26 protein-coding genes are annotated in these 23,158 nt (G+C 31.8%); 10 read left to right on the top strand and 16 right to left on the bottom strand.

Annotated features, from left to right (window positions below):
• Window positions 1–97: 97 nt before the first annotated feature.
• Entirely contained in the window at window positions 98–808 is a 711-nt protein-coding gene (locus tag ACN5J3_RS04875; RefSeq protein WP_418510971.1) for a glycosyltransferase, read from the bottom strand.
• Between the two features lie 86 nt (window positions 809–894).
• On the bottom strand, window positions 895–1,506 hold the full coding sequence (locus ACN5J3_RS04880; protein WP_418510972.1) for a peroxiredoxin-like family protein: 612 nt from the start codon (window positions 1,504–1,506) through the stop codon (window positions 895–897).
• 164 nt (window positions 1,507–1,670) lie between these two features.
• Here ACN5J3_RS04880 and ACN5J3_RS04885 point away from each other — a divergent pair, with 164 nt between their 5' ends.
• From ACN5J3_RS04885 to ACN5J3_RS04930, 10 genes are read left to right on the top strand one after another with little or no spacing between them, the layout of a single operon-like run.
• The gene (locus tag ACN5J3_RS04885; RefSeq protein WP_417290368.1) at window positions 1,671–2,006 is read left to right on the top strand and encodes an arsenosugar biosynthesis-associated peroxidase-like protein; all 336 of its coding nucleotides are present in this window, start codon (window positions 1,671–1,673) and stop codon (window positions 2,004–2,006) included.
• Between the two features lie 18 nt (window positions 2,007–2,024).
• The gene (gene arsS, locus ACN5J3_RS04890; protein ID WP_418510973.1) at window positions 2,025–3,077 is read left to right on the top strand and encodes an arsenosugar biosynthesis radical SAM (seleno)protein ArsS; all 1,053 of its coding nucleotides are present in this window, start codon (window positions 2,025–2,027) and stop codon (window positions 3,075–3,077) included.
• A gap of 10 nt (window positions 3,078–3,087) precedes the next feature.
• Window positions 3,088–3,765, top strand: coding sequence for a TIGR04282 family arsenosugar biosynthesis glycosyltransferase (locus ACN5J3_RS04895; RefSeq protein WP_418510974.1), 678 nt, complete (start codon window positions 3,088–3,090; stop codon window positions 3,763–3,765).
• Window positions 3,758–4,570 carry a purine-nucleoside phosphorylase gene (locus ACN5J3_RS04900; RefSeq protein WP_418510975.1) on the top strand — a complete coding sequence of 271 codons (813 nt, stop codon included), beginning with the start codon at window positions 3,758–3,760 and terminating at the stop codon, window positions 4,568–4,570. Before ACN5J3_RS04895 ends, ACN5J3_RS04900 begins: the two co-directional genes overlap by 8 nt.
• A gap of 5 nt (window positions 4,571–4,575) precedes the next feature.
• Entirely contained in the window at window positions 4,576–5,466 is an 891-nt protein-coding gene (locus ACN5J3_RS04905) for a sterol desaturase family protein (protein WP_417290372.1), read from the top strand.
• 42 nt (window positions 5,467–5,508) lie between these two features.
• A complete protein-coding gene (locus ACN5J3_RS04910) occupies window positions 5,509–5,967 on the top strand; it encodes a hypothetical protein (protein ID WP_418508500.1) in 459 nt (152 codons plus the stop codon).
• Window positions 5,968–6,009: 42 nt separating this feature from the next.
• Window positions 6,010–6,702, top strand: a complete 693-nt coding sequence (locus tag ACN5J3_RS04915; RefSeq protein ID WP_418510976.1) for a glycosyltransferase family 2 protein — start codon at window positions 6,010–6,012, stop codon at window positions 6,700–6,702.
• Complete coding sequence (locus ACN5J3_RS04920) at window positions 6,699–8,177, top strand: cellulose synthase family protein (RefSeq protein WP_418510977.1); 1,479 nt, start codon at window positions 6,699–6,701, stop codon at window positions 8,175–8,177. The genes ACN5J3_RS04915 and ACN5J3_RS04920 overlap by 4 nt, the downstream gene beginning before the upstream one ends.
• Window positions 8,178–8,216: 39 nt before the next feature.
• Window positions 8,217–9,566 carry a mannosyltransferase gene (locus ACN5J3_RS04925; RefSeq protein ID WP_418510978.1) on the top strand — a complete coding sequence of 450 codons (1,350 nt, stop codon included), beginning with the start codon at window positions 8,217–8,219 and terminating at the stop codon, window positions 9,564–9,566.
• Window positions 9,547–10,371, top strand: a complete 825-nt coding sequence (locus ACN5J3_RS04930; RefSeq protein ID WP_418510979.1) for an alpha/beta hydrolase — start codon at window positions 9,547–9,549, stop codon at window positions 10,369–10,371. Before ACN5J3_RS04925 ends, ACN5J3_RS04930 begins: the two co-directional genes overlap by 20 nt.
• Here the strand turns inward: ACN5J3_RS04930 and ACN5J3_RS04935 are convergent.
• The 14 genes from ACN5J3_RS04935 to ACN5J3_RS05000 all read right to left on the bottom strand — a co-directional run bounded on the left by ACN5J3_RS04935 (window position 10,368) and on the right by ACN5J3_RS05000 (window position 23,066).
• Entirely contained in the window at window positions 10,368–11,147 is a 780-nt protein-coding gene (locus ACN5J3_RS04935; protein WP_418510980.1) for an RMD1 family protein, read from the bottom strand. The two genes, ACN5J3_RS04930 and ACN5J3_RS04935, sit on opposite strands and share 4 nt — an antisense overlap.
• A complete protein-coding gene (locus tag ACN5J3_RS04940) occupies window positions 11,147–11,560 on the bottom strand; it encodes a VOC family protein (RefSeq protein WP_418510981.1) in 414 nt (137 codons plus the stop codon). The genes ACN5J3_RS04935 and ACN5J3_RS04940 overlap by 1 nt, the downstream gene beginning before the upstream one ends.
• A gap of 117 nt (window positions 11,561–11,677) precedes the next feature.
• On the bottom strand, window positions 11,678–12,007 hold the full coding sequence (locus ACN5J3_RS04945; protein WP_344726225.1) for a hypothetical protein: 330 nt from the start codon (window positions 12,005–12,007) through the stop codon (window positions 11,678–11,680).
• A 3-nt stretch (window positions 12,008–12,010) separates the two neighbouring features.
• Window positions 12,011–12,985 (bottom strand): deoxyhypusine synthase family protein, encoded by a 975-nt coding sequence (locus ACN5J3_RS04950; RefSeq protein WP_418510982.1) that lies wholly within the window; start codon window positions 12,983–12,985, stop codon window positions 12,011–12,013.
• Entirely contained in the window at window positions 12,975–13,916 is a 942-nt protein-coding gene (gene speB, locus ACN5J3_RS04955) for an agmatinase (protein WP_417290379.1), read from the bottom strand. Before speB ends, ACN5J3_RS04950 begins: the two co-directional genes overlap by 11 nt.
• Window positions 13,906–15,306 carry an arginine decarboxylase gene (locus tag ACN5J3_RS04960; protein WP_418510983.1) on the bottom strand — a complete coding sequence of 467 codons (1,401 nt, stop codon included), beginning with the start codon at window positions 15,304–15,306 and terminating at the stop codon, window positions 13,906–13,908. Before ACN5J3_RS04960 ends, speB begins: the two co-directional genes overlap by 11 nt.
• 704 nt (window positions 15,307–16,010) lie before the next feature.
• Window positions 16,011–16,886 (bottom strand): pseudouridine synthase, encoded by an 876-nt coding sequence (locus tag ACN5J3_RS04965; protein ID WP_417290381.1) that lies wholly within the window; start codon window positions 16,884–16,886, stop codon window positions 16,011–16,013.
• A 75-nt stretch (window positions 16,887–16,961) separates the two neighbouring features.
• Window positions 16,962–17,876: a geranylgeranylglycerol-phosphate geranylgeranyltransferase gene (locus ACN5J3_RS04970; RefSeq protein WP_418510984.1), complete on the bottom strand. Its 915-nt coding sequence runs from the start codon at window positions 17,874–17,876 to the stop codon at window positions 16,962–16,964.
• Between the two features lie 58 nt (window positions 17,877–17,934).
• Window positions 17,935–18,864, bottom strand: a complete 930-nt coding sequence (locus tag ACN5J3_RS04975) for a mevalonate kinase (protein ID WP_418510985.1) — start codon at window positions 18,862–18,864, stop codon at window positions 17,935–17,937.
• Between the two features lie 38 nt (window positions 18,865–18,902).
• Window positions 18,903–19,985, bottom strand: a complete 1,083-nt coding sequence (locus ACN5J3_RS04980; RefSeq protein ID WP_418510986.1) for a diphosphomevalonate/mevalonate 3,5-bisphosphate decarboxylase family protein — start codon at window positions 19,983–19,985, stop codon at window positions 18,903–18,905.
• A gap of 9 nt (window positions 19,986–19,994) precedes the next feature.
• Window positions 19,995–20,519, bottom strand: a complete 525-nt coding sequence (locus ACN5J3_RS04985; RefSeq protein ID WP_418510987.1) for a DUF1697 domain-containing protein — start codon at window positions 20,517–20,519, stop codon at window positions 19,995–19,997.
• Window positions 20,520–20,533: 14 nt separating this feature from the next.
• Window positions 20,534–20,929, bottom strand: coding sequence for an endonuclease domain-containing protein (locus tag ACN5J3_RS04990; RefSeq protein ID WP_129759365.1), 396 nt, complete (start codon window positions 20,927–20,929; stop codon window positions 20,534–20,536).
• Window positions 20,930–20,970: 41 nt separating this feature from the next.
• Entirely contained in the window at window positions 20,971–22,200 is a 1,230-nt protein-coding gene (locus ACN5J3_RS04995) for an NAD(P)/FAD-dependent oxidoreductase (RefSeq protein WP_418510988.1), read from the bottom strand.
• Window positions 22,200–23,066 carry an acyl-CoA thioesterase gene (locus tag ACN5J3_RS05000; protein ID WP_418510989.1) on the bottom strand — a complete coding sequence of 289 codons (867 nt, stop codon included), beginning with the start codon at window positions 23,064–23,066 and terminating at the stop codon, window positions 22,200–22,202. Before ACN5J3_RS05000 ends, ACN5J3_RS04995 begins: the two co-directional genes overlap by 1 nt.
• Between the last annotated feature and the right edge of the window lie 92 nt (window positions 23,067–23,158).

The raw sequence follows: 23,158 nt of genomic DNA on the forward strand, positions 1-23,158 counted from the left end.
ATGAGGTAAAATAGATTAAAATGGATTACACCCAAAAGTGGTACTGGAGGCACCACCACTAAAAACCCGAACAATTTGTTCGGGTTTTTTGGTTTTATTACTTCACTAATTTATAATTTATATAGCGCTTTTTCATCCAGAGAAAAACAAAACAATCAATAAAAGATCCTAATATTCTATTACTTAAACCAAATTTGGACTTACCTGCTATTCTTGAAAAATGCATTATAGGTACCTGTTTCACACAACCGTTTTGCAATAAAATAAGTGCTGGTAAAAATCTATGTAAACCGCTAAACATTGGGATTTTTTTTGCATAAGATGTTCTAATGATTTTTAACGGACAACCAGTATCATCCATATCATCATGAGTAAATAACTTTCTAAACGCATTAGCTATTTTAGAAGACAGTGCTTTTATGTATGTATCTTTACGATTAACTCTAACTCCGGTTACTAAATCAAAGTCTTCTACATAAGGCAGTAATAAGTTAAAATCTTTTGGTGTGGTTTGTAAATCAGCATCTATATACCCTAACAATTCTGTATCTACATAATCAAAACCCGCTTTTAAAGCTGCACTTAAACCAAAGTTTTCACTAAACGCAATAAAAGAGAATTCCGAATTTCTATCACAAATTTCAGTCAAAAGAGATTGACTTCCATCTGTAGAACCATCATTTACAAAAAGCACTTTTGATGCAACACTAGTGGTTTTCACAAACTCTAAAAGCGCTTTTTCTAATCGTAACAAATTATCTTTTTCATTATACACAGGTATAACGATAGTAAACACATGCTTAACCATAAAATGCAATTTTACTGATGAAAATAACAAAAAAAGCCGAACAACATTGTTCGACTTTTTTTAAATAAAATTTTGATTATTAGATACTACATATCTTCTTTCAATGCTTTTAAAGCTGAAAGTAATAAAGACTCGCTTAATCTAACTTTGCAATTAGGATTTATATACTCAAACAAAATTTCTCCTGAAGTATTAAGAACCATCACTGTAGGTACTGGCAAAATATCTGTTGCATCCATTTTTGTTTTTTTCTTAATATACATTTTTGCCATACTTGGCGTTTCAAAACCAATACCTATATCTTGAATAAGTTTTGCCTCTGGATCAGAATACAGACTATACGCTACATTATCCTCTTGTATTGTTGGTTTTAAGTTTTTGTAATTATCAGGACTTACTGCAATAATTTGATAACCTAATTCTAAAATTTTAGATTCAGATTCTGACAACCCAGATAATTGCGCATTACAATAAGGACACCATCCGCCTCGATAAAAAACTAATACTGTTGGCTTTTCTTTTATTACTGACTTTAGAGTTAATTTATTTCCATCAGGGTCAATAAGGGTTGCTTGAGGAACACGCTCTCCTATTAATAACGGACTAACATCTTCAGCATTGCTAGGCACTTGTGCATTTATAGTATTGATTGTTGTAACAGCAATAAATGCGAATAAAATTAAAATTTTGTTTGTCATAATTTCTTGTTCTACGTTTTGGTCAACCGCTTTTTAAAAACCTTACAAACAAAAATCATAATTATAATTTCTTTCTTTTTATGTAATATTTAATAATACAAACCGACATAAAACCGTATATTCACATACTTCGCAAATAATTAATACTATAAACAAAAGGCATTATGCAAAAAACATATTATGATCCTGCTGATCTTAAAAAATTTAGTAAAATTTCTGAATGGAACGAAACATTAGGTGAAAAATTCTTTGATTATTACAACTCTGTTTTTGAAGCCGGCAAGCTTACTGAGCGTGAAAAATCTCTTATAGCACTTGCCGTTTCTCACACTATACAATGCCCTTATTGCATAGACGCTTATACAGGTGATGGTTTACAGCGCGGCATTACTAAAGAAGAAATGATGGAAGCTCTTCATGTGGCTTCTGCAATAAGAGGTGGCGCTTCTTTAGTTCACGGTGTTCAAATGATGAATAAGGTAAACAAACTAGATGGGTAATTTTTTATCTTTAAAAAGATGATAAAATCATTACATAAACAACAAAACAAGCTCGCTGAAAGCAAACATCAATTAGAAATTCTATCGAATGGAATTTTTAAAAACGGTGACTTGCCTAAATTTAAAGATAAAATCTCTGAAACCAATCAGTATCCATTAAAATCTGAAAAGCTTGAAATATTACAAATAAATGTAGGCTATATGTGCAATCAAGTTTGCACACATTGTCATGTAGATGCCGGACCTGACAGAAAGGAAATCATGACAAAAAACACCATGCTACAATGTCTTGACGTTATAAAAAACAGTAATATTCACACCGTAGACTTAACAGGTGGCGCTCCTGAAATGAACCCTAATTTTCGTTGGTTTGTTGAAGAAGCTTCTAAAGCTGGTATACAAGATTTTATTGTTCGATCTAATCTTACAATAATTCGTGCCAACAAAAAGTATTATGATCTTCCTGATTTTTTCAAAAAACATAATATACACGTGGTGTCATCAATGCCACATTGGACTCAAGGAAAAACAGACAAGCAGCGAGGCGATGGTGTTTTTTCAAAATCTATAGAAGCTTTAAAAGATTTAAACAAAGTAGGTTATGGCAAACCTAACAGTGATTTACGTTTAGACTTGGTTTACAACCCTTCTGGAGCATTTTTACCAGCAAATCAATCTGCCATGGAGCAAGATTTTAAAAAAGCTTTAAATGATGATTTTGGGATTCAGTTTCACAATTTATTTGCCATCACCAACTTGCCAATTAGTCGGTTTTTAGACTATTTAATTGCTTCTGAAAATTATGAAGATTACATGTATAATTTAGTAGAGTCTTATAATGCTTCAGCTGTTAAAAACGTTATGTGTACCAACACACTTTCTGTAAGTTGGAACGGATACCTTTATGACTGCGACTTTAATCAAATGCTAAATTTACCTGTAAATAGTAGTATAAAACATATTTCAGAATACAATGAAGCTCTACTTTATAAAAGAAACATTGCTGTATCGCAACATTGCTATGGTTGCACAGCCGGTGCTGGAAGTAGCTGTCAAGGAAGTGTAATATAAACAAACAGAAATGGGACTTTTAAGCTCAAAAAAAGAGAACGGTAATGATTTAAGTCTAAATGCATATTTTCCAACCTCGCAAAAGGCACTTATTATTTTCACCAGAAATCCTGAACTAGGAAAATGTAAAACAAGACTTGCTAAAACTATTGGTAACGAAGCAGCCTTATCTATTTACAAACATTTATTAAGGCATACAGCAAAAACAGCATCTTCTATCAAGGCAGATAAATATGTGTTTTATTCCGAATCTATATCAAGCAATGACCTTTGGAATGATTCTATTTTCAAGAAACGTTTACAGCAAGGTAATCAACTAGGTTCTCGTATGGAAAATGCTTTCTCCGAGTTATTTCAGCTTGGCTATAAAAAAGTGCTTATTATAGGTAGTGACTTACCTGATTTGAATACCGAAACAATAACTAACGCTTATGACAAACTAAACGAAAACGACTTTGTTATTGGCCCAGCAACAGACGGAGGATATTACCTTTTAGGTATGAAATCTCTTCATCAAAATATATTTAAAAATAAAGCTTGGAGTACAAACTCTGTCCTTAAAGACACACTAAACGACCTACAGAATAGTAGTGTTTTCTTACTAAAAGAATTAAATGATATTGATACCTTTGAAGACTTGAAAGCTCATAACGAATTATTAAACCTATTACAATCTAACCATGATTAAATTTATAAAACAAACTACTGAATATTTACAAAGCAAAGGCTTTGATAAACCAGAAATAGGAATCATATTAGGCACAGGTTTAGGAAAACTTATTGATGATGTAAACATTATTCATGAAGTAAGCTATAACCACATTCCTAATTTCCCAACAGCAACTGTAGAGTTTCACAAAGGAAAACTTATCTACGGAGAGTTAGAAGGCAAAACCGTAGTTGTCATGCAAGGACGGTTTCATTTATACGAAGGATACTCTTTACAAGACATAACTTATCCTGTAAGAGTTATGAAAGCTTTAGGCATAAAAACACTTTTAGTCTCAAACGCATCTGGAGCTATTAATACTAACTTTAAAAAAGGAGAATTAATGCTTATTGAAGACCACATTAATCTACAAGGAAGTTCTCCACTTGCTTTTAAAGGTGTTGACCAATTAGGTGAGCGTTTTGTTGATATGAGTCAGCCTTACGATATTGAGATAAACTCAAAATTTGAAAGCATAGCCTCATCAAACAACATTACATTACACAAAGGTGTTTACGCAAGTGTTGTTGGTCCTCAACTAGAAACTAAAGCAGAATACAGAATGCTTAAAATAATTGGTGCTGACGCTGTAGGCATGAGTACTGTTCCTGAAATAATAGTTGCAAATCACCTAAACCTAAAAGTAGCAGCAGTTTCTGTTTTAACAGACGAATGCAACCCTGATAACTTAAAACCTGTTAGTGTAGAAGAAATTATTGCTATGGCTAATAAAGCAGAACCTCAACTTGCTAAACTTTTTAAAGAGTTGATTAAAGACCTATAGTTTTTTTGAAAAAGTATATTGACATAATAGCAAACTCCTATTACGGTTATTGGAATTATCTTAAATACGAGCTCATTCAAATAAACCACTGGGATAATTATTTTTATGGATTAATTATTATCTCATTGATTGTTTGGTGTCTAGAAATTGCTTTTCCGTGGCGAAAAGAACAAGCTATTTTCAGAAAAGATTTTTGGCTTGACACGTTCTATATGTTTTTTAACTTTTTCATATTAAACTTAATCATACTTATAGCTTTATCAAACACTGCTGCAGAAATATTTAATGATATTTTAAGTGTTTTCAACCTATCATTAAGCAACCTTCAACTTTTTGATGTAGATAATTTACCAACATGGTTAGGGCTGCTTATTTTCTTTTTAATAAGTGATTTTGTACAGTGGAACACACACCGCTTACTTCATGCTATTCCTTTTTTATGGAATTTTCATAAAGTACATCATTCTGTAAAAGAAATGGGGTTTGCGGCTCATTTACGATATCACTGGATGGAACCAGTTGTATACAAATCGTTACTATACATACCTATAGCTATTATTGGCGGATTTGATGCTCAAGACGTTGCTATTGTTCACTTTTTTGCAATTACCATAGGGCACTTAAACCACGCTAATTTAGGTTGGGATTATGGCCCTTTAAAATATATTTTAAACAATCCTAAAATGCATATTTGGCATCATGCAAAACAGCTCCCTAAACACACTAAATACGGCGTAAATTTCGGACTCACATTAAGCTTATGGGATTATTTATTTAAAACAAACCATATTCCTCATAATGGCAAAAACATAGAACTAGGTTTTGATGGTGACGAGACTTTTCCTAAAGATTTTGTTAAACAAGAATTATATCCGTTTTCTAAAGAAAAACACTGAAAGGTTATGTGATTTTACCGACCAAAACAAGAAAGCTAAAACATGAACAATCAAACACAAGAAAAAGAACTCAATGTATTTAAGTGGGCTTTTAAGTTTGCTACAACAGCTGGCATTGCTGGTATTTTATGCTGTGTTGCTCCTGCCGTACTTTTTATGATAGGTTTAATGAGTGGTATTTATGCTATTTCTTTTGCCGATTTCTTTTATGCCGATGATGGTTCTGTAGGTATTGGCTCATGGATACTTCGAGGACTTGCTGTTATTATTGGAATTTACGGTGTTTATTTATACCGAAAAAAACAAAATCAATGTTCCATAGACCCTAAACGAAAAAAGAAAAATTTAATTCTGGTAACTCTCATTATTGCTGTTTTAGGTATTGGTATTTTTTTAACTTTAGAAAAATGGTCTTCATGGTATTTTGACAAACACATTGTTCCTGCTCAACAAGAAGAATACCGACAAATAGATTTACAAAAGCAAACGCAAAACAAATAAACCCAATAATCTATTTTACTTTTGCACCTAAACGCGATGTAAATGCAAAAAATATCAGTAATTATTCCAGCTTTTAACGAAGCCGATTCTATTGCAAATGTTATTAATGATATTCCTGACACAGTAAATGAAGTTATTGTAGTTAATAATAATTCAACTGACGCAACAGAATCAGAAGCATCAAAGGCTGGAGCTACAGTTTTACACGAACCTAAAAAAGGATATGGATACGCCTGTTTAAGAGGCATGCATTACATAGCAAAACAATCTGAAAAACCGGATATCATTGTGTTTTTAGATGGTGATTACAGCGACTACCCAGAAGAGTTAACAAAACTTATTCAACCTATTTGTGACGGTAAAGCAAAGTTAGTAATTGGTGCTCGTGTTAAAGCTCTACGAGAACCACATGCTATGACACCACAACAAATTTTTGGCAATTGGCTTGCTACAACACTTATGCATTGGTTTTTCAAATCTACATTTACAGATTTAGGGCCTTTTCGTGCTATATCTTACAAGACACTTTTAAGCTTAAACATGCAAGACAAAACTTATGGTTGGACGATAGAAATGCAATTAAAAGCTTTAAAGCAAAATGTTCCTTACAAAGAAATTCCTGTACATTACAGAAAACGAATTGGAATCTCTAAAGTATCAGGAACTGTTTACGGTAGTATTATGGCTGGTTATAAAATATTAGGTTGGATATTTAAATACAGTTTTAAATCATGATGATAAAAATATTTATTGTTATTTTTTACTCTGTTGCTCTATGGCTAATTCTTATATATGCTTTGGCTCAACTACACTTGCTAATAAGCTATATTAAAGCTAAAAAGCATTCTGCTGACAAAACAACTCCCAATCTCAACACATTTCCTCGTATCACAATACAACTACCTATTTACAACGAATTGTATGTTATTGAGCGCTTATTAAACAATATTGCTAAAATCAAATACCCTAAAGACAAACTTGATATTCAAGTATTAGATGATTCTACTGACGAATCTGTTACAAAAACAGCTTCTATTATTAATACACTTCAAAAAGAAGGATTAGACATTACCCATATACAACGTAAAACACGTACAGGATTTAAAGCTGGCGCTCTAAAAGAAGGATTAAAATCTGCTAAAGGTGAGTTTATTGCCATTTTTGATGCCGATTTCTTACCAAAACCAGATTGGTTACTACAAACCGTCCCTTACTTTAATGATGAAAATATAGGTGTTGTTCAAACGCGTTGGGGACATTTAAATCGTGATTTTTCGATATTAACCAAAGTTCAAGCATTTGCTTTAGACGCTCATTTTACAATTGAACAGGTAGGCAGAAATACACAAGGGCATTTTATAAATTTTAATGGCACAGCTGGTATCTGGAGAAAAAACTGTATTCTAGATGCTGGTAACTGGACCGCGGACACACTTACTGAAGATTTAGATTTAAGTTATCGTGCGCAACTAAAACAATGGAAATTTAAATATCTAGAACATGTAGAAACACCTGCAGAATTACCAATTGCTGTAAGTGCAGCGCGTTCTCAACAATTCAGATGGAATAAGGGTGCCGCTGAAAACTTTAGAAAATCTTTCTTTAAGGTATTATCTACAGATAATATTTCAACTTCTACAAAGTTTCATAGTTTTTTTCACCTGTTAAACAGTAGCATGTTTTTAATTCTTTTTGTTCTTGCTGTATTAAGTATTCCAATGTTATACATTAAACAAATAGAACCTTTTAAAGGATACACCATAGGACTTGGTTTTTTTATTTTAAGCTCCATAATATTTTTCATGTATTACTGGTATATGTATAAAACAATTTATGGCAATGGCATTAAAAACTTCATCAACTATATTGGTTTATTTTTTGTGTTCTTCACCATTATTATGGGCTTTTCTCTCCACAACAGTATAGCCGCTATTGAAGGGCATCTAGGTAAGCGAAGTGATTTTATAAGAACTCCAAAATTTAATATTGACGCAATAAATTCCTCTTGGAAAAATAACAAGTATCTAAACAGAACATTCTCAATAAGCACTATTTTTGAAGGTATATTGACGCTTTATTTTGGTTTTGGATTATACAGTGCTTTTACTATTTCTGACAAAGGTGATTTTAGCTTTTTTATATTTCATTTAATGCTTTTTATTGGTTTTGGCTATGTATTTTTAAAATCTATACCTATGCGCAATTCATAGATTTAGCCTCTCTCCATTTCAAATATGTATATTTAATGTATGGTAAAAGCGTACTTTTTTAAACTAAACAAAATCCCTTTACTACTTGCTTTAACAAGCTTACTTTTTTATGTAGCCTTCGCTTACGATCTGCAACGCACAGATATTATAAAACTACTAACGCTTTATACGGGCTTGTTTTATCTTTTTTATATAATAATACAACTCATTAAGCATGACATTAAACTACTTACATGGATTGCTTTTAGTTTTAGAGCTATTTTTATATTAGCTATACCCAACCTATCTCAAGATTTTTATAGATTTATATGGGATGGCCGAATGATTTATGAAGGTTTAAACCCATACCTTTTTACTCCTGATTATTTTATTGATAATCATATTTTTCCTGTTGCTCAAGCCCAAGAATTACATGCAGGCATGGGAAATTTAAGCGCAAGTCACTACACAAACTATCCGCCGTTAAATCAACTATGCTTTTATATAGCTAGTGTTTTTGCTGGTAATAGTATTTTGGGATCAATAATAGTTTTAAGAATAATTATTATCGCAGCCGATTTTGGTATACTTTACTTTGGAAAAAAATTACTCACTCGTTTAAATTTGCCTAGCTACAATATCTTCTGGTATCTTTTAAACCCATTTATAATTATAGAGCTTACAGGTAATTTACATTTTGAAGGTGTAATGATTTTCTTTCTTATTTGGAGCTTGTACTTATTACACAAAAGCAAATGGCAATGGTCTGCTTTTTTACTGGCGTGCTCAATTTCTATCAAATTGATTCCTCTAATATTTATCCCTCTTTTGTACACTAATTTAGGGTTAAAAAAGTGCATAGGATTTTTAGGGATTATAGGTTTTATTTCACTACTATTATTCTTCCCGTTTCTCTCTGAGGCTTTCACACAAAACTATATAGAAACTACAGGATTATGGTTTCAAAATTTTGAATTTAACGCTAGTGTTTTTTACATAGCAAGAGCTATTGGCGATTACTTTTTAGGATTCAACATTATTTCCTATTACGGTATAACAATCGTAATATTATTACCTTTTTTAATTATTATATTAAGCATAAAAAACAGGCAAAAGGCCACTATGCAAAACCTTTTTAACCTTATGCTTTTCTCCATATGCATTTATTATTTTTTAGCCACTACTGTGCATCCTTGGTATATAGCTACACCTGTTATTTTAAGTGTTTTTACTCGTTTTAAATTTGCTCTAATTTGGAGTTTTATGGTAATTTTAAGCTACACAGCTTACATACAAGCTGATTATCAAGAAAATATATGGGCAATCACACTTGAATATATTATAGTTTTTAGTGTATTTTTGTATGAGTTGACAAAAAAAAGAAACACTTTTGAAAATAAACTTACCTAAACTTTTTAGACGCTTACTACGTATTATTGCATCATTGGTGATTATATATTTATTATCATTAGTGTTTGTTTATTTTAAGCAAGAACGATTCTTTTTTAATCCTAAACATTTAGAAAAAAACTATCAATATACTTTTCAAGAAGATTTTGAAGAAATAAACATTCCTGTTGAAGAAAACATTTTTTTGAATGCTTTATTATTTAAAACACAACAACCTAGAAAAGGCGTTATTGTTTACTTTCATGGCAATGCAGGCGCTATTCATGATTGGGGAAAACGTGCTCCTTTGTACATAAATAATGGTTATGACATTCTCTTTTTTGACTATCGCGGTTATGGAAAAAGTGATGGCAGCTACAACAATACAGAACAACTCTTTAATGACTCTCAAAAAGTTTATAACTTTATAAAACAGCGATATAACGAAGATAAAATCATTGTTTTAGGATACTCATTAGGTAGTGGTTTGGCAGCTTATACAGCCGCCAAAAACCAACCTAAAATGCTTATATTAAACGCGCCATATTACTCATGGAAAACATTAATATCAGAAGAAATTGCTCCACCTATTCCGCGTTTTTTAGTTAAGTATGATATTACAACGTATGCGTATATTGAAAAAATAACCTGTCCTATTCATATTTTTTACGGCACAAGAGACTTTTTAATACATCCAGATACTAATGCTAAAAAGCTTAAAGCCATAAGTCCAGAAAACATCACCTTACACCCTGTGATAGATGGCGGCCATAATGGATTACATATCACAAAAGAATATTACGACGCTCTTAAAGAATTGCTTTAAAATAAAAATTTAGCAATAAACATATCTACAACCTCAACAAGAATTAGAATAATGATAATCCACTCTAAGCGGCTACTTTCATTATGATCCATAATATCTTTAAAAAGCTCTAAATTTTCTTTAATAATATCTATACGGTCATGGATAAGATGGTAACGGTCTTTAAGATCAAACGTTTGTTTTAAGTCCGCATTAAGCTTATTAAGCTGCTCGTCTTCCCATGTTATTTCTGGTGCATCAAAAATGTAAAGATTTTCAGAGATTTTATTCTTTATATTAAGTGTTTTACCAATAAATCGTTTTAATTTATTACCTGAAATATCTAGCTTCCCTTTGTTTTCAAGATATAAGGTATGCTGATTTGTTTCTACTAGAAGTTCTTCAGTTATCTCAGAATAGCGATTTAATGCTACAGATTGTGATGCATTAAGCATCACTAATCGAATCATTTCTTCGTCTACACTTGGTAAAATAATTTGTTCAAACTCAATTTTTATAACTTCAGGCTGAATAGCAATTGTAACTTCTTCAGATATTTTGTCTGATATATATTCTTTACAAAATGGCTTTAAGAACTTTAAAACATCTGATATTTCTAGATCAGACATGTTAAAAAAGCTCATCATTCCATACTGAAAAATATAGATAAACTTATCTTGAGAATATTTATAAAATAGCTCATCGCTATCAGAAAACAACAAACTCCATTCTAACTGCTGTCTACAATCTTTTACTTGAATAGCGTTTGCAACTTGATACGCAACAACTTTATACATTAATACTTAAATACGTCTTGATTATTATTAAAACACTTAAACTCTACTGTGTAATCATTTGGATCTTTTACAAAAAAAGAGGCATGAGCTCCTGTTTTATCTTGTAAAAACTGAACTTCTGTTAAACTTTTTATGTGTTTACTTTTTAAAGTTTGTAACACTTGTATCCATTGGTCATTATTTAAAATAACACCAAAATGAAAAGACGGCAGTATATCACCGTTAAAAGAATAGCTTTTATAATCAAAGTGAAATGGTCCACTTTTAGTAAAAGTAATTTGGTTTTCAAACAAATTAATATCTATCCAGTTTTGAGCCGATCTACCTATTGTTGCTCCTAGACTTTCTGTATAGAATGTTTTTGTACGGCTTATACTTAAACAAGGCAACGCTAAATGGAATTGTGCTTTCATAACTAACTCGTTTATATAAATTTAAACTTTTTTTGTTATTGTAACACTATGGTAATAAAAATAAGTTGCCTAAAATTTAGACAACTTATCTCTTATATTTTTTGAAGCTTTTAATTTTTAATCTTCGTCTTCAGAAGCATCATCATCTGATAATAACTCTGGATCTTGAACTGCTTCTGGGTCATCACTATCATAATCATCATAATCTTCTTCTTCATAATTCTCCATAGTAACAGCCAGCTTGGTACTTACTTTTACCAAGTATTTGGTATCATGGGTTGTTACTTCTACAGCTTCAACAATTTCATTATTGGCGTTTCTAAATGATATGATATGATCTTCATCATAACCATCAGGATATTTCTCAACCAATAGGGCTAAAATTTCTGGCGTTAACTTTTTAAAGTCAACAATTACGCGTTTAAGATTATCTCTTTTGTTACTCATAATTTACATGTCTAGTAGGTAAGCAAATATAAGTGGTGCAACAATAGTAGCATCACTTTCTATAATAAATTTTGGTGTGTTAATATCTAATTTTCCCCAAGTGATTTTTTCATTTGGGACAGCTCCTGAGTACGACCCATAACTTGTTGTTGAATCACTTATTTGACAGAAATAGCTCCAAAACGGCGTATCTGTTCGCTCCATATCTTGATAAAGCATTGGCACCACACAAATTGGAAAATCGCCAGCTATACCTCCACCAATTTGGAAGAAACCAATACCGTTTTCTGAATTATTTGTATACCAATCTGCTAAAAATGTCATGTACTCAATTCCTGATTTCATGGTACTTGCTTTTAGCTCTCCTTTTAGTACATAACTTGCAAAAATGTTACCCATAGTACTGTCTTCCCAACCAGGAACAACTATTGGTAAGTTTTTTTCTGCTGCTGCATACATCCAAGAGTCTTTTAAGTCTATCTCGTAGTACTCTTCTAGAACTCCACTCAATAACATTTTGTACATAAACTCATGTGGAAAATAACGCTCTCCAGCTTCTTCAGCATCTTTCCAAATTTTAAAAATATGCTCTTGTAATCTTCTAAAAGCTTCTTCTTCTGGAATACATGTATCTGTAACACGGTTTAAGCCTCGCTCTAGTAAATCCCATTCTTGTTGTGGTGTTAAATCACGATAGTTTGGAACACGCTCGTAATGTGAATGCGCAACTAAATTCATAATATCTTCTTCTAGGTTTGCACCTGTACAAGAAATTATTTGCACTTTATCTTGACGTATCATTTCAGCAAAAATTTTCCCAAGCTCTGCAGTACTCATTGCTCCTGCTAGAGACACAAGCATTTTAGCTCCAGAGTTTAATTGGTCTTCGTATGCTTTTGCTGCATCAACTAATGCTGCTGCATTAAAATGCAGGTAATACTTTTCTATGAATTGTGATATGTGTCCTTTAGTTGTCATCGTCGTCATTAAATTTAGAAAATTTATTTATACTTGAATTACTCTCATTAAAATTATTGTCATAATCATCATCTACAGCATCATCTAGAAACTTATAGGTAAGCATTTTATAATATAATTTAGCTGCTAAAAAATCTGATGATTTATCAATTTTATTAGGGCATAATTCTACTATATCAAAACCTACTACGTTTCTTTCAGCAAAAACCTGCTTTAAGAACTCTAGTGTTTCATACCAGAATAAACCTCCTGGTTCTGGTGTTCCTGTGCTAGGCATAATTGATGGATCTAATGCATCTAAATCAAAGGTGATAAAAACATTATCTGTCATTTGATCTATTGCAGAATCCATCCAGTTATCATCAACAGCCATTTCGTGAGCAAAGTAAGTTTTCTCTTCATCCATTACCGTTTTTTCCATGATATCCATAGAACGAATTCCTACTTGAATTAAGTTGGTTGTTTGACTTGCTTCATAAACCGCACAAGCATGATTACATTTTGAACCTTCGTATTCTTTACGTAAATCGGCATGCGCATCTATTTGTAATACTGTTAGGTTATCAAAACACTCATTGAATGCACGAATACTACCAATAGAAATAGAATGTTCTCCACCAAAAAGGGTTACAAATTTATTGCGTTTGATATACTTTTTAGTCATTTCATGTACCGCATCAACTACAGCTTCTGGTGAAGAGTTTTCTGTAATAGCGTTTGCTAAATACACGCCTTGTTTATAAACCTCTGTATCGGTTTCAATATCATAAAGCTCCATATTTTCTGATGCATCAAGAAAAGCATCTGGACCTTTATCTGCTCCTTTTTGCCAAGTACTTGTACCATCATAAGGCACAGGAATTAAAACAATTTTTGAACTGTCTAATTTGGAATATTCTTCTGAAATTCCAGCATACGTTTTATTGCTCATGGTAACCTAAAATTTTAAGTAAGTCTTCACTTTTTTGTTGTTCACTAAATAATTTTGTTGTGATGTTTCCATCTTTGTCTTTGTCTATTAAAATATGCTTTGGCGACGGAATCAAGCAGTGTTGCAAGCCTCCGAAACCACCAATAGTTTCTTGATAAGCTCCTGTATTAAAAAAGCCTATGTATAAAGGTTTATCTTTATTATATTTTGGTAAATATATAGCGTTCATATGTTGTTCGCTATTGTAATAATCGTCACTATCACAAGTTAAACCTCCTAATAAAACACGCTCGTAACTCTCGTTCCAACGGTTTACTGGAAGCATAATAAAGCGCTTGTTTATTGCCCAAGTATCTGGTAATGTTGTGATAAATGATGAGTTAATCATATTCCATTTTTCACGATCGTTTTGTTGTTTTTGGTATAACACTTCATAAATAGCGCCACCGCTTTCTCCTACTGTAAAGCTTCCAAACTCGGTAAATATATTTGGTACATCTACGCCTTCTTGCTCACAAATTATGTTTATTTGATTGATGATTTCATCAACCATATATTCGTAATCAAATTCAAAACCTAATGAGTTTTTTATAGGAAAACCTCCTCCAATATTCAAACTATCTAAACTTGGACAAATCTTTTTTAAGCTTACGTATACTTTTAAGCACTTTGTAAGTTCGTTCCAGTAATATGCATTGTCTCTAATACCTGTGTTGATAAAAAAGTGCAACATTTTTAAAGACACTTTTTTGTTGTCTTTAATTTGCTTGTTATAAAATGGCACAATGTTTTTATAGCCTATTCCTAATCTAGATGTATAGAACTCAAACTTTGGTTCTTCTTCTGAAGCAATACGAATACCTATGTTGTAAGAGCCGTTAATTTCTTCAGATAGTAAATCTATTTCTTCATAATTATCAATAACTGGAATTGCATTTTCATGACCATTATTTATTAATCTTGCTATGTTGGTCACATATTGCGCTCTTTTAAAACCATTGCTTATTACAAAGGTTTTGTCTGTTATTTTTCCTTCAGCTTTTAAAGACTCTACAATATCAATATCAAAAGCTGATGATGTTTCTATATGGATATCATTTTTTAAAGCTTCGTTTAAAACATGTTTAAAGTGTGAACTTTTTGTACAATAACAGTAATTGTATTTCCCTTTGTAATCATGCTTTTCAATGGCATTTGCAAACCATTTTTTTGCTCGATTTATATTGTTAGAAATTTGTGGTAAATACGTAAATTTTAAAGGCGCGCCATAAGTATCAATTAATTGTTTTAAATCGATATCATGGAATTGTAAATGGTTGTCCTCTAGCTTAAATTCTTCTTGAGGAAAATAAAAAGATTGATTGATAAGATCAATATATTTAGTATTCATGTTGTGTTTATTATAGTAATTAACAGTTCTAACTATACTTAAAAGAACTGCATTTTTAGATTATATACGCAATTATTGTTTAATAAAATTTAAAATTGAGAATTATAAAATAATTCAATATTAAGAGAATAACAAATAATGTATATCAAACTTGTATTTGAGGATGCGTTGTAGGCTTGAAACCAAACAAATGTTGGCTCATAACAATGTAGAAAGCGGAAGTTAGCTCTAAAATTCGGTTACTTAATCGATAAGCAGTTTTTGAATATGACTTCCTAATGTTCAAAAACCCGAACGTAAAAACAGATTTCAATTTGTTCAGCTAAATGCAGTACAAATGAAATACATTTTTTTGAAAAAAAAAGTTTTTTTGAAATATTTTTTTATCGTCTGATTTTCAATGCCTTTAATTACTATAAAGCATGATTTTTACTCTTAAATCAAAACCTATTCACGCGCTAAACAAATACTTATTAATTTAATTTAAAAGGGTTTACAACAACTCTTCACCTACTTTAATAGAAAAAAACAGGTTTTAGCTACATAAGCTCTACTTGTTTAAAAAAATGCTATTCACATCTTTAATCTTCTTGAAATTCCTTTTTAAGAGTTTCAGATAAAAAAAACAACACAAAAGTTTATCATTACGAAACCTTTGTGTTGTCTTGATATTGTGGTTATTTATTATAAATTTCCTTAAAGCATTATAACATTTTTAAGGTATTTATCTCTTGTATGGTTAAATGTTTCCAGTGACCTCGAGGAATATCTTTTTTAGTAAGATGTGCAATTGCTACACAATCAATCTTTATAATATCATATTTTAAGTGCTCAAAAATAGTACGGATAATGGTGTTTCCGGTATTCTTTATTTTTAAACCTATTTGATTTTTACTCTGACCTTCTATATAACTAATTTCTTCAACTGTTACTAGGTTGTTTTCTATTTTTAAACCTTCTTGTATGGCTTTTAAGTCTTCAAACTTAAGGTTTTTATCAAGCTCTACTTGAAATAAACGTGAAACACCGTTTTTAGAATTGGTAAACTTTTTAACAACACTATCATCATTTGTAAATAGCAATAACCCTGTAGAGTTTCTTCCTAAACGCCCAATAGGTTTTATTCTAGAAGCGGTTGCATTTGCTACCAAATCCATTACAGTGCGTCCTTTTCCTTCACTTGTAGTTGTTGCAAAGCCTTTAGGTTTGTTAAGTAACACATAAGCTTTTTTCTCTGGACTAATGCGAGCACCATCATAACGTACATCGTCATCCATTTTTACTTTATAACCCATCTCGGTTACCACCTTACCATTTACAGTAACCAAACCAATTGCAATATGCTCATCGGCTTCACGGCGAGAGCACACACCTGAATTAGCGATATATTTATTAAGTCTAATTGCGTCAGAATCTGATGCTTTTTTAGGCTGTGCTGATTTTTTCATAGGAGCATTACCTCTAGCAAAACTCTTACTTTTGGCATTGTCTCTTCCTCTTCCGGAAACTTTATCTTTTCCATTTTTAAATCCTCTTCCTGAAGATTTTCCTTTTCCACCGGTTCCTTGCTGTCTACTCATATCTATTTCCTGTAAAACAGAGATTGTTTTAATTAATATTAAATTTTGCTGCAAAGATAAATGATAATTTATTGCTTATTGCATAAAAGTGATTTTATTCAAAACCAATGATATATCTATCAAAGGAATACTGAAAACACCTGCTAAAATAATCACTTTAAGAATATTATGTAAGATAAGATAATGTGTCTTATTTTTAGATTTCCATAATAAAATTAAAAAACCTATCAATAATAAAACACACAGATAAAAAAAGTAACTCATATCGCCTACTTGAAACTTGTAAATAAGTAAAAAAGCAGGTATGATTGTTAAAACACCTAAAATTGTTAGCATATATTTTGATGCTTTTTCTCCATAACGAATAGGAATCGTTTGATAATCTTGCGCTAGATCTCCTTTTATATTTTCTAAATCTTTAGTAAGTTCACGCATAGATATTATTAAGAATAGAAACATAGCGTGTACAAAAATGACATGCTCTAAGTTTTTGTAATAAATAAAAACAACAAAAAAAGGAGTTATTGTAAGTACTGCCGATGTTAAATTACCAACAAACGGCATTTTTTTCAACTTATGAGAATAGAACCAAATACCAAAAATGTATACTGAAAAGAACACTACCGCCCTAAAAGACACATAACTAGCCATAATAACCGCCACAAAATTCAACACAAAATAAAATGACAGTTTTGTGTTTTGACTGACTAACCTATCGAGCATAGATTTTTGTGGTCTATTGATTAAATCCTTTTCAGAATCGTAGAAATTATTAATAATATAACCTCCAGCAATAGCAGCTGCCGAAGCAAGAACTAGCATTAATAAATTAAGATCTAGAACGACTTCCTTTACTGGTTTATCATGTGCTAAAATGTAAATGGATGCTAAATACTGCGCAATTACTACAACCAAAATGTTATAGCCTCTAATCACAGAAAACATACTGAAAAACTTAAGTAGTATATGTTTTTGTTTTCTGGTTAGCATGAGAATAAAGGATTATTTTGAAGTTACTCCAATAGATGCATGGAGCTACAAAAAAGACCTAAAAATTATAAACTACTTCTAGTTTATAACCTTCTAACGCTTTTTTGGCTTTATTAATGTCTTCAGTGAAACCTAAAATATAGCCTCCACCACCAGAACCACAAAGCTTTAAGTAATAGTCATTGGTTTCTAAACCTTTCTTCCATAATTCATGAAATTGCTTTGGAATCATTGGTTTAAAATGATTTAAAACCACTTTAGACAATTGCTTGGTATTATTAAACAATGATTTAATATCACCTTTTAAGAAGTCTTCAACACAAGCATCGGTATGTTTTATAAACTGGTCTTTAAGCATATTACGGAAACCTTCTTGCTTCATGTTTTCCATAAAAATACTTACCATAGGAGCTGTTTCTCCTACAACACCACTATCTAATAAAAAGACAGCACCTTTACCGTCTACTTTTTGCGAAGGGATACCTGTTGCTTCAATATTATCTTTTGAATTGATAAGAATTGGCAAACTCAAATAACTGTTTAACGGATCTAATCCAGAAGATTTTCCATGGAAAAAGGATTCCATTTCAGAGAAAATAGCTTTAAGCTGCAATAACTTTTCACGTGTTAAATTCTCTAAAACAGTTATTTTATCATGAGCATATTTGTCGTAAATCGCTGCAACAAGTGCACCACTACTTCCTACACCATAACCTTGTGGTATAGACGAGTCAAAATACATTCCGCTGACAATATCTTGCTTTAATGCTTCAATATCAAAAGTCACTAATTCTGCATCAACTTGCTCTAAATAATCAGCAAATCGTTTTAAAGCATCATTGGATGCTTTTGCTTCATTAGTAAGTTCTGATGCTACTTTTAAAGCTCCATTATAAAAATTATACGGAATAGATAATCCTTTGGAATCTTTAATGATTCCATATTCTCCAAAAAGTAGGATTTTTGAGTAAAAAAGTGGTCCTTTCATAGTTTCAATAGCAATCTACTATGTAAATATACGATTAATTATTCTATTTGGTTCGCTCCAAAACCAATTTGGTCGCAAATATATTCGCCATTTTTACAATATGCAACTAATTCGTTTTCAATAAAGTTAAGAATTTCTACTTTTTCAGATTCTGGATATAATATATGAACATTAGCACCTGCATCTAACGTAAAGCCAATATGTAAACCTGTATCTTGTCTAAATTTCCAAATACGATTAATTACTTCCAAAGTGTTTGGTTTCATTAAAATGTAATACGGATTGCTAGTCATCATCATCGCGTGCAAGGTTAACGCTTCGCTTTCCATTAGGTTGATAAATCCTTTTATATCGCCAGCTTCTAGAATTGGTTTTAGCTTTTCAAGATTATCGTGAGCTTGCTGAAAACGACTTGCAGCATACGGATGATTATGCATTAAATTATGACCAACTGTACTACTTACTTGTTTTTCACCTTTATCAATCAACAAGATGGTATCTTGATAGTTTTTAAAATTATCGTGAACTGTATAAGGATATTTCACTCCAAACAAATCACTGCTTTCAGCTACATGTTTTGTGCATCCCCAAACAATTAAATCGCCTTCTACACTTCTGCATGCCGAACCAGAACCTAAACGCGCCAAAAACGATGCTTTTTGATTAAAAAACTTATTTGACATTTCTGCATTAAACAGTTTTTCAACACTCATTAAACACAATGTCAAAGCACTCATTCCTGAAGCAGATGATGCAATTCCTGAACTATGCGGAAACGTGTTTTTTGTTTCAATAGTAAAATGAAAATCCTTTAAAAACGGCACATATTGCTCAACACGCTTAAAGAATGTTTCAATTTTTGGTTTAAAAGCATCTTTTTTTTCACCATCTAAAAACACATCAAACGAAAAATCGCTAATTGCCTCCTTTTGCTTGTATGATAGTGTTGTTATGGTTTTGCATTGACTTAACGTAAAACTTATAGATGGATTCTCTGGAATTTGCGGATCGCGTTTTCCCCAATATTTCACCAAGGCTATGTTACTAGGTGACTCCCAAGTGACTTTTCCTTGTTTTAAAGTGTTTGTATATGGCTTTGGAATAAAATCTTGTTCGGTCATTATCTCTAATTATTCCGACAAAGATAACAACTTTAGCATTGTTTTATAGTTTCTAGCCGTTGCTGTGACATTTAATTTCTTTTCGAAGAAATTATTGTTGTATTTGGTTTTTCCATAACCTGTAGAACAGTAAAAATAAATACAGTTTTTGGCTATTGAAACTTCTTCGTTTGGGTATTTTATTTCTGCAACAGCAGCAATCAATTCTTGTTTTGGCGTATCATATAATAATGAGAAGTAACTGTTTTGCTTTTTTTCTTCAGAAAAAGGACAATCATTAAAAATTTGTCGCAGTACTTTAGGCGTTATTACCAAAACAGGCACATCAAAGCCAAAATGATTTTTTATAGCAACTTCTATTTGATTTTTAAGTATTTCAGCAGATGCAGCCGCATCAAAAATGACGTTACCTGTCTGAATATAAGTTTGCACATTTTCTAAACCAGAATCTGTTAATAGTGTACGTAATTCTGCCATCGGGATTTTCTTGTGTCCCGATACATTAATGCCACGAAGTAGTGCTATATATTTCATAATTTATTTCCCTCCTAGAAAGGAGGGATTAAGGGAGGTGTATTATTTTCTTCAAATTTAAGAATATAATCTTCAATTGCTCTAATAACATTATCAATATCATTCATGATTTGAAAATCAGAAAAACGCAAAACATAAACCCCTAAATCATTCAATCGTTTTGTCTTTTTCACATCCTTTTCATAAACCTCTAATATTTCATGAGAATAGCCATCACACTCAATAGCTAATTGTAATTTATTACAAAAGAAATCAACAATGTACTCATCAATAGGCTTTTGTCTGTGAAAATCATATCCATACATCTGGCTTCTGCGTAAATAAGTCCAAAGTTTAATTTCTGACTTTGTTGCGTTATTTCGAAGTTGCCTTGCTAATTCTTTAAGTTTTGGATTGTAATAAATTTTCATTCGAAACTAATTTATATGAACACACCCCAAATCCCCTCTTTTTAGAGGGGACTTTTTTTGGCAATCGTGTTTGCAGCAATAAAAGCTCCTGTCCACGCATTTTGGAAGTTAAAGCCGCCTGTAATAGCATCTATATTGAGTACTTCGCCAGCAAAATATAAATTAGGAATGCGCTTACTTTCAAACGTTTTAAAATTGACTTCTTTTAAATCGATACCACCTGCAGTAACAAATTCGTCTTTAAACGTGCTTTTTCCATTGACATCAAAAACAGCTTGTGTTAACTGTTCTGTAAGACTGTCTAATTCTTGCTTATTTACATCTGCCCAACGTGTATCTTGAGTCATACCTGATGCTAAAACCAATTGCTGCCATAAGCGTTTAGGCAATTCAAACTGTGGTAATTTATAAACTAGTTTTTTACCAAAATCGTGTTTGATAGCTTTGAGATGATCTAAACAACTCTCAAAATCTTGCTTTATAAAATTAATTTCAATTTGAAATTTGTAATCCATTTTTGCTAATTCCACAGCGCCAAAAGCCGATAATTTTAAAATCGCAGGTGCGCTCATTCCCCAATGTGTAATAAGCAAAGGGCCTTGCGAGGATAAATCGGTTTTTAATATGTTTACTTCTACATCTTGAGCAACAACTCCTGGAATGTTTTTGATACGTTTGTCATTAATATTAAACGTAAATAACGACGGAACAGGTTGCACAATCGTATGACCTAATTGTGATATTAATTTCCAAAATTTCATGTTACTTCCTGTGGCTACAAGTAGCTTTTCACATTGAAAATTGGTGTCTTTTGTTTTAATTTGAAATACCTCTTGCGCTTCTAAAATTTCAATATCCTGAACATTTTGACTGTACAAAACGTCTATTTGAAGTTTTTTTGCTTCGTTTAAAAAACAGTCTATAATAGTTTGTGATGAATCGGTTACTGGAAACATACGACCATCCTCTTCTATCTTTAATGCTACACCACGTTTATCAAACCACTCAATAGTATCACCTGTCATAAACTGATGAAAAGGTCCTAACAACTCCTTTTCGCCTCTTGGGTAATTATTTACCAATTCCTGCGGTATGAACTCTGCATGCGTCACATTGCAGCGACCACCTCCAGAAATCTTCACCTTTTGTAAGCCTTCTTTATTTTTTTCTAGAATGCAGATATTGAGCTTTGGGTTTTGCTCTGCACAATTAATAGCCGCAAAAAAACCTGCTGCACCACCTCCAATTATTATAACGTCGTAATGTTTCATTAGCTATTTAATGGACGCATTAATCCTTCTTGAGCCACTGAAGCTACAAGTTTTCCGTCGCGTGTAAATATATTTCCTTTGGCAAATCCGCGTGCATTTGAGGTATTAGGCGATTCAATAGAATACAGCAACCAATCGTCAAAATCAAAATCTCTAAAATACCACATAGAGTGATCTAAACTAGCTGTTTGCGTATTTCCCCAATGTGCTTTACTAGCATGACGATTCATTGCAGCAGCCAGAATATTATAATCTGAAACATACGTTAGGATTTGCTGTTTTGATGCTAAATTCAAATTACTTGTATCGCCTTTTAATTTAAACCACACGTTTGTAAAAGGAGGCAAATCTTCTTTATTAAACGGATTTACAACCTCAACAGGTTTAAACTCAATTGGGCGTTCAATTTCAATAAATCCTTTAGTTTTTTTAGGAATCGCATCGCCAAAGTGCTCTAGCATATCAGTCCAACTCATTAGTTCTTCTGGTTGCTTTACCTTGGTATTTATATCAATTTGATGATTATAGCCATCTTCTTTTTTATGAAACGATGCCGAAAGAATAAAAATGGTTTTTCCGTTTTGGTCTGCAGTCACACGACGTACCGAAAAACTTCCGCCATCTCTCACCAAAGCCACATTATAAATTATAGGGAGTTCTAAATTTCCTGCTTCTAAAAAATATGCATGCATAGAGTGTAAAACTCTATTATTAGTTATGGTTTGCGAAGCTGCATTAATGGCTTGCGCCAAAACCTGACCACCAAACACATTTGGGCTTCCTACGGTTTTATTATACCCTTGAAATTGATTTTCGGTTATACTTTCTAAATTTAAAAGATGTAATAAATCATCAACTGAAGTCATAATTTACTTATTTACTGTAAGTGTTTTCAAAACTATAAAATACTAACGGGTTTACACACATTTTAGGGATAGTTTAAGATTGAATATTTTCT

This window comes from Corallibacter sp. (assembly GCF_048381695.1).
Lineage (GTDB): Bacteria > Bacteroidota > Bacteroidia > Flavobacteriales > Flavobacteriaceae > Corallibacter > Corallibacter vietnamensis.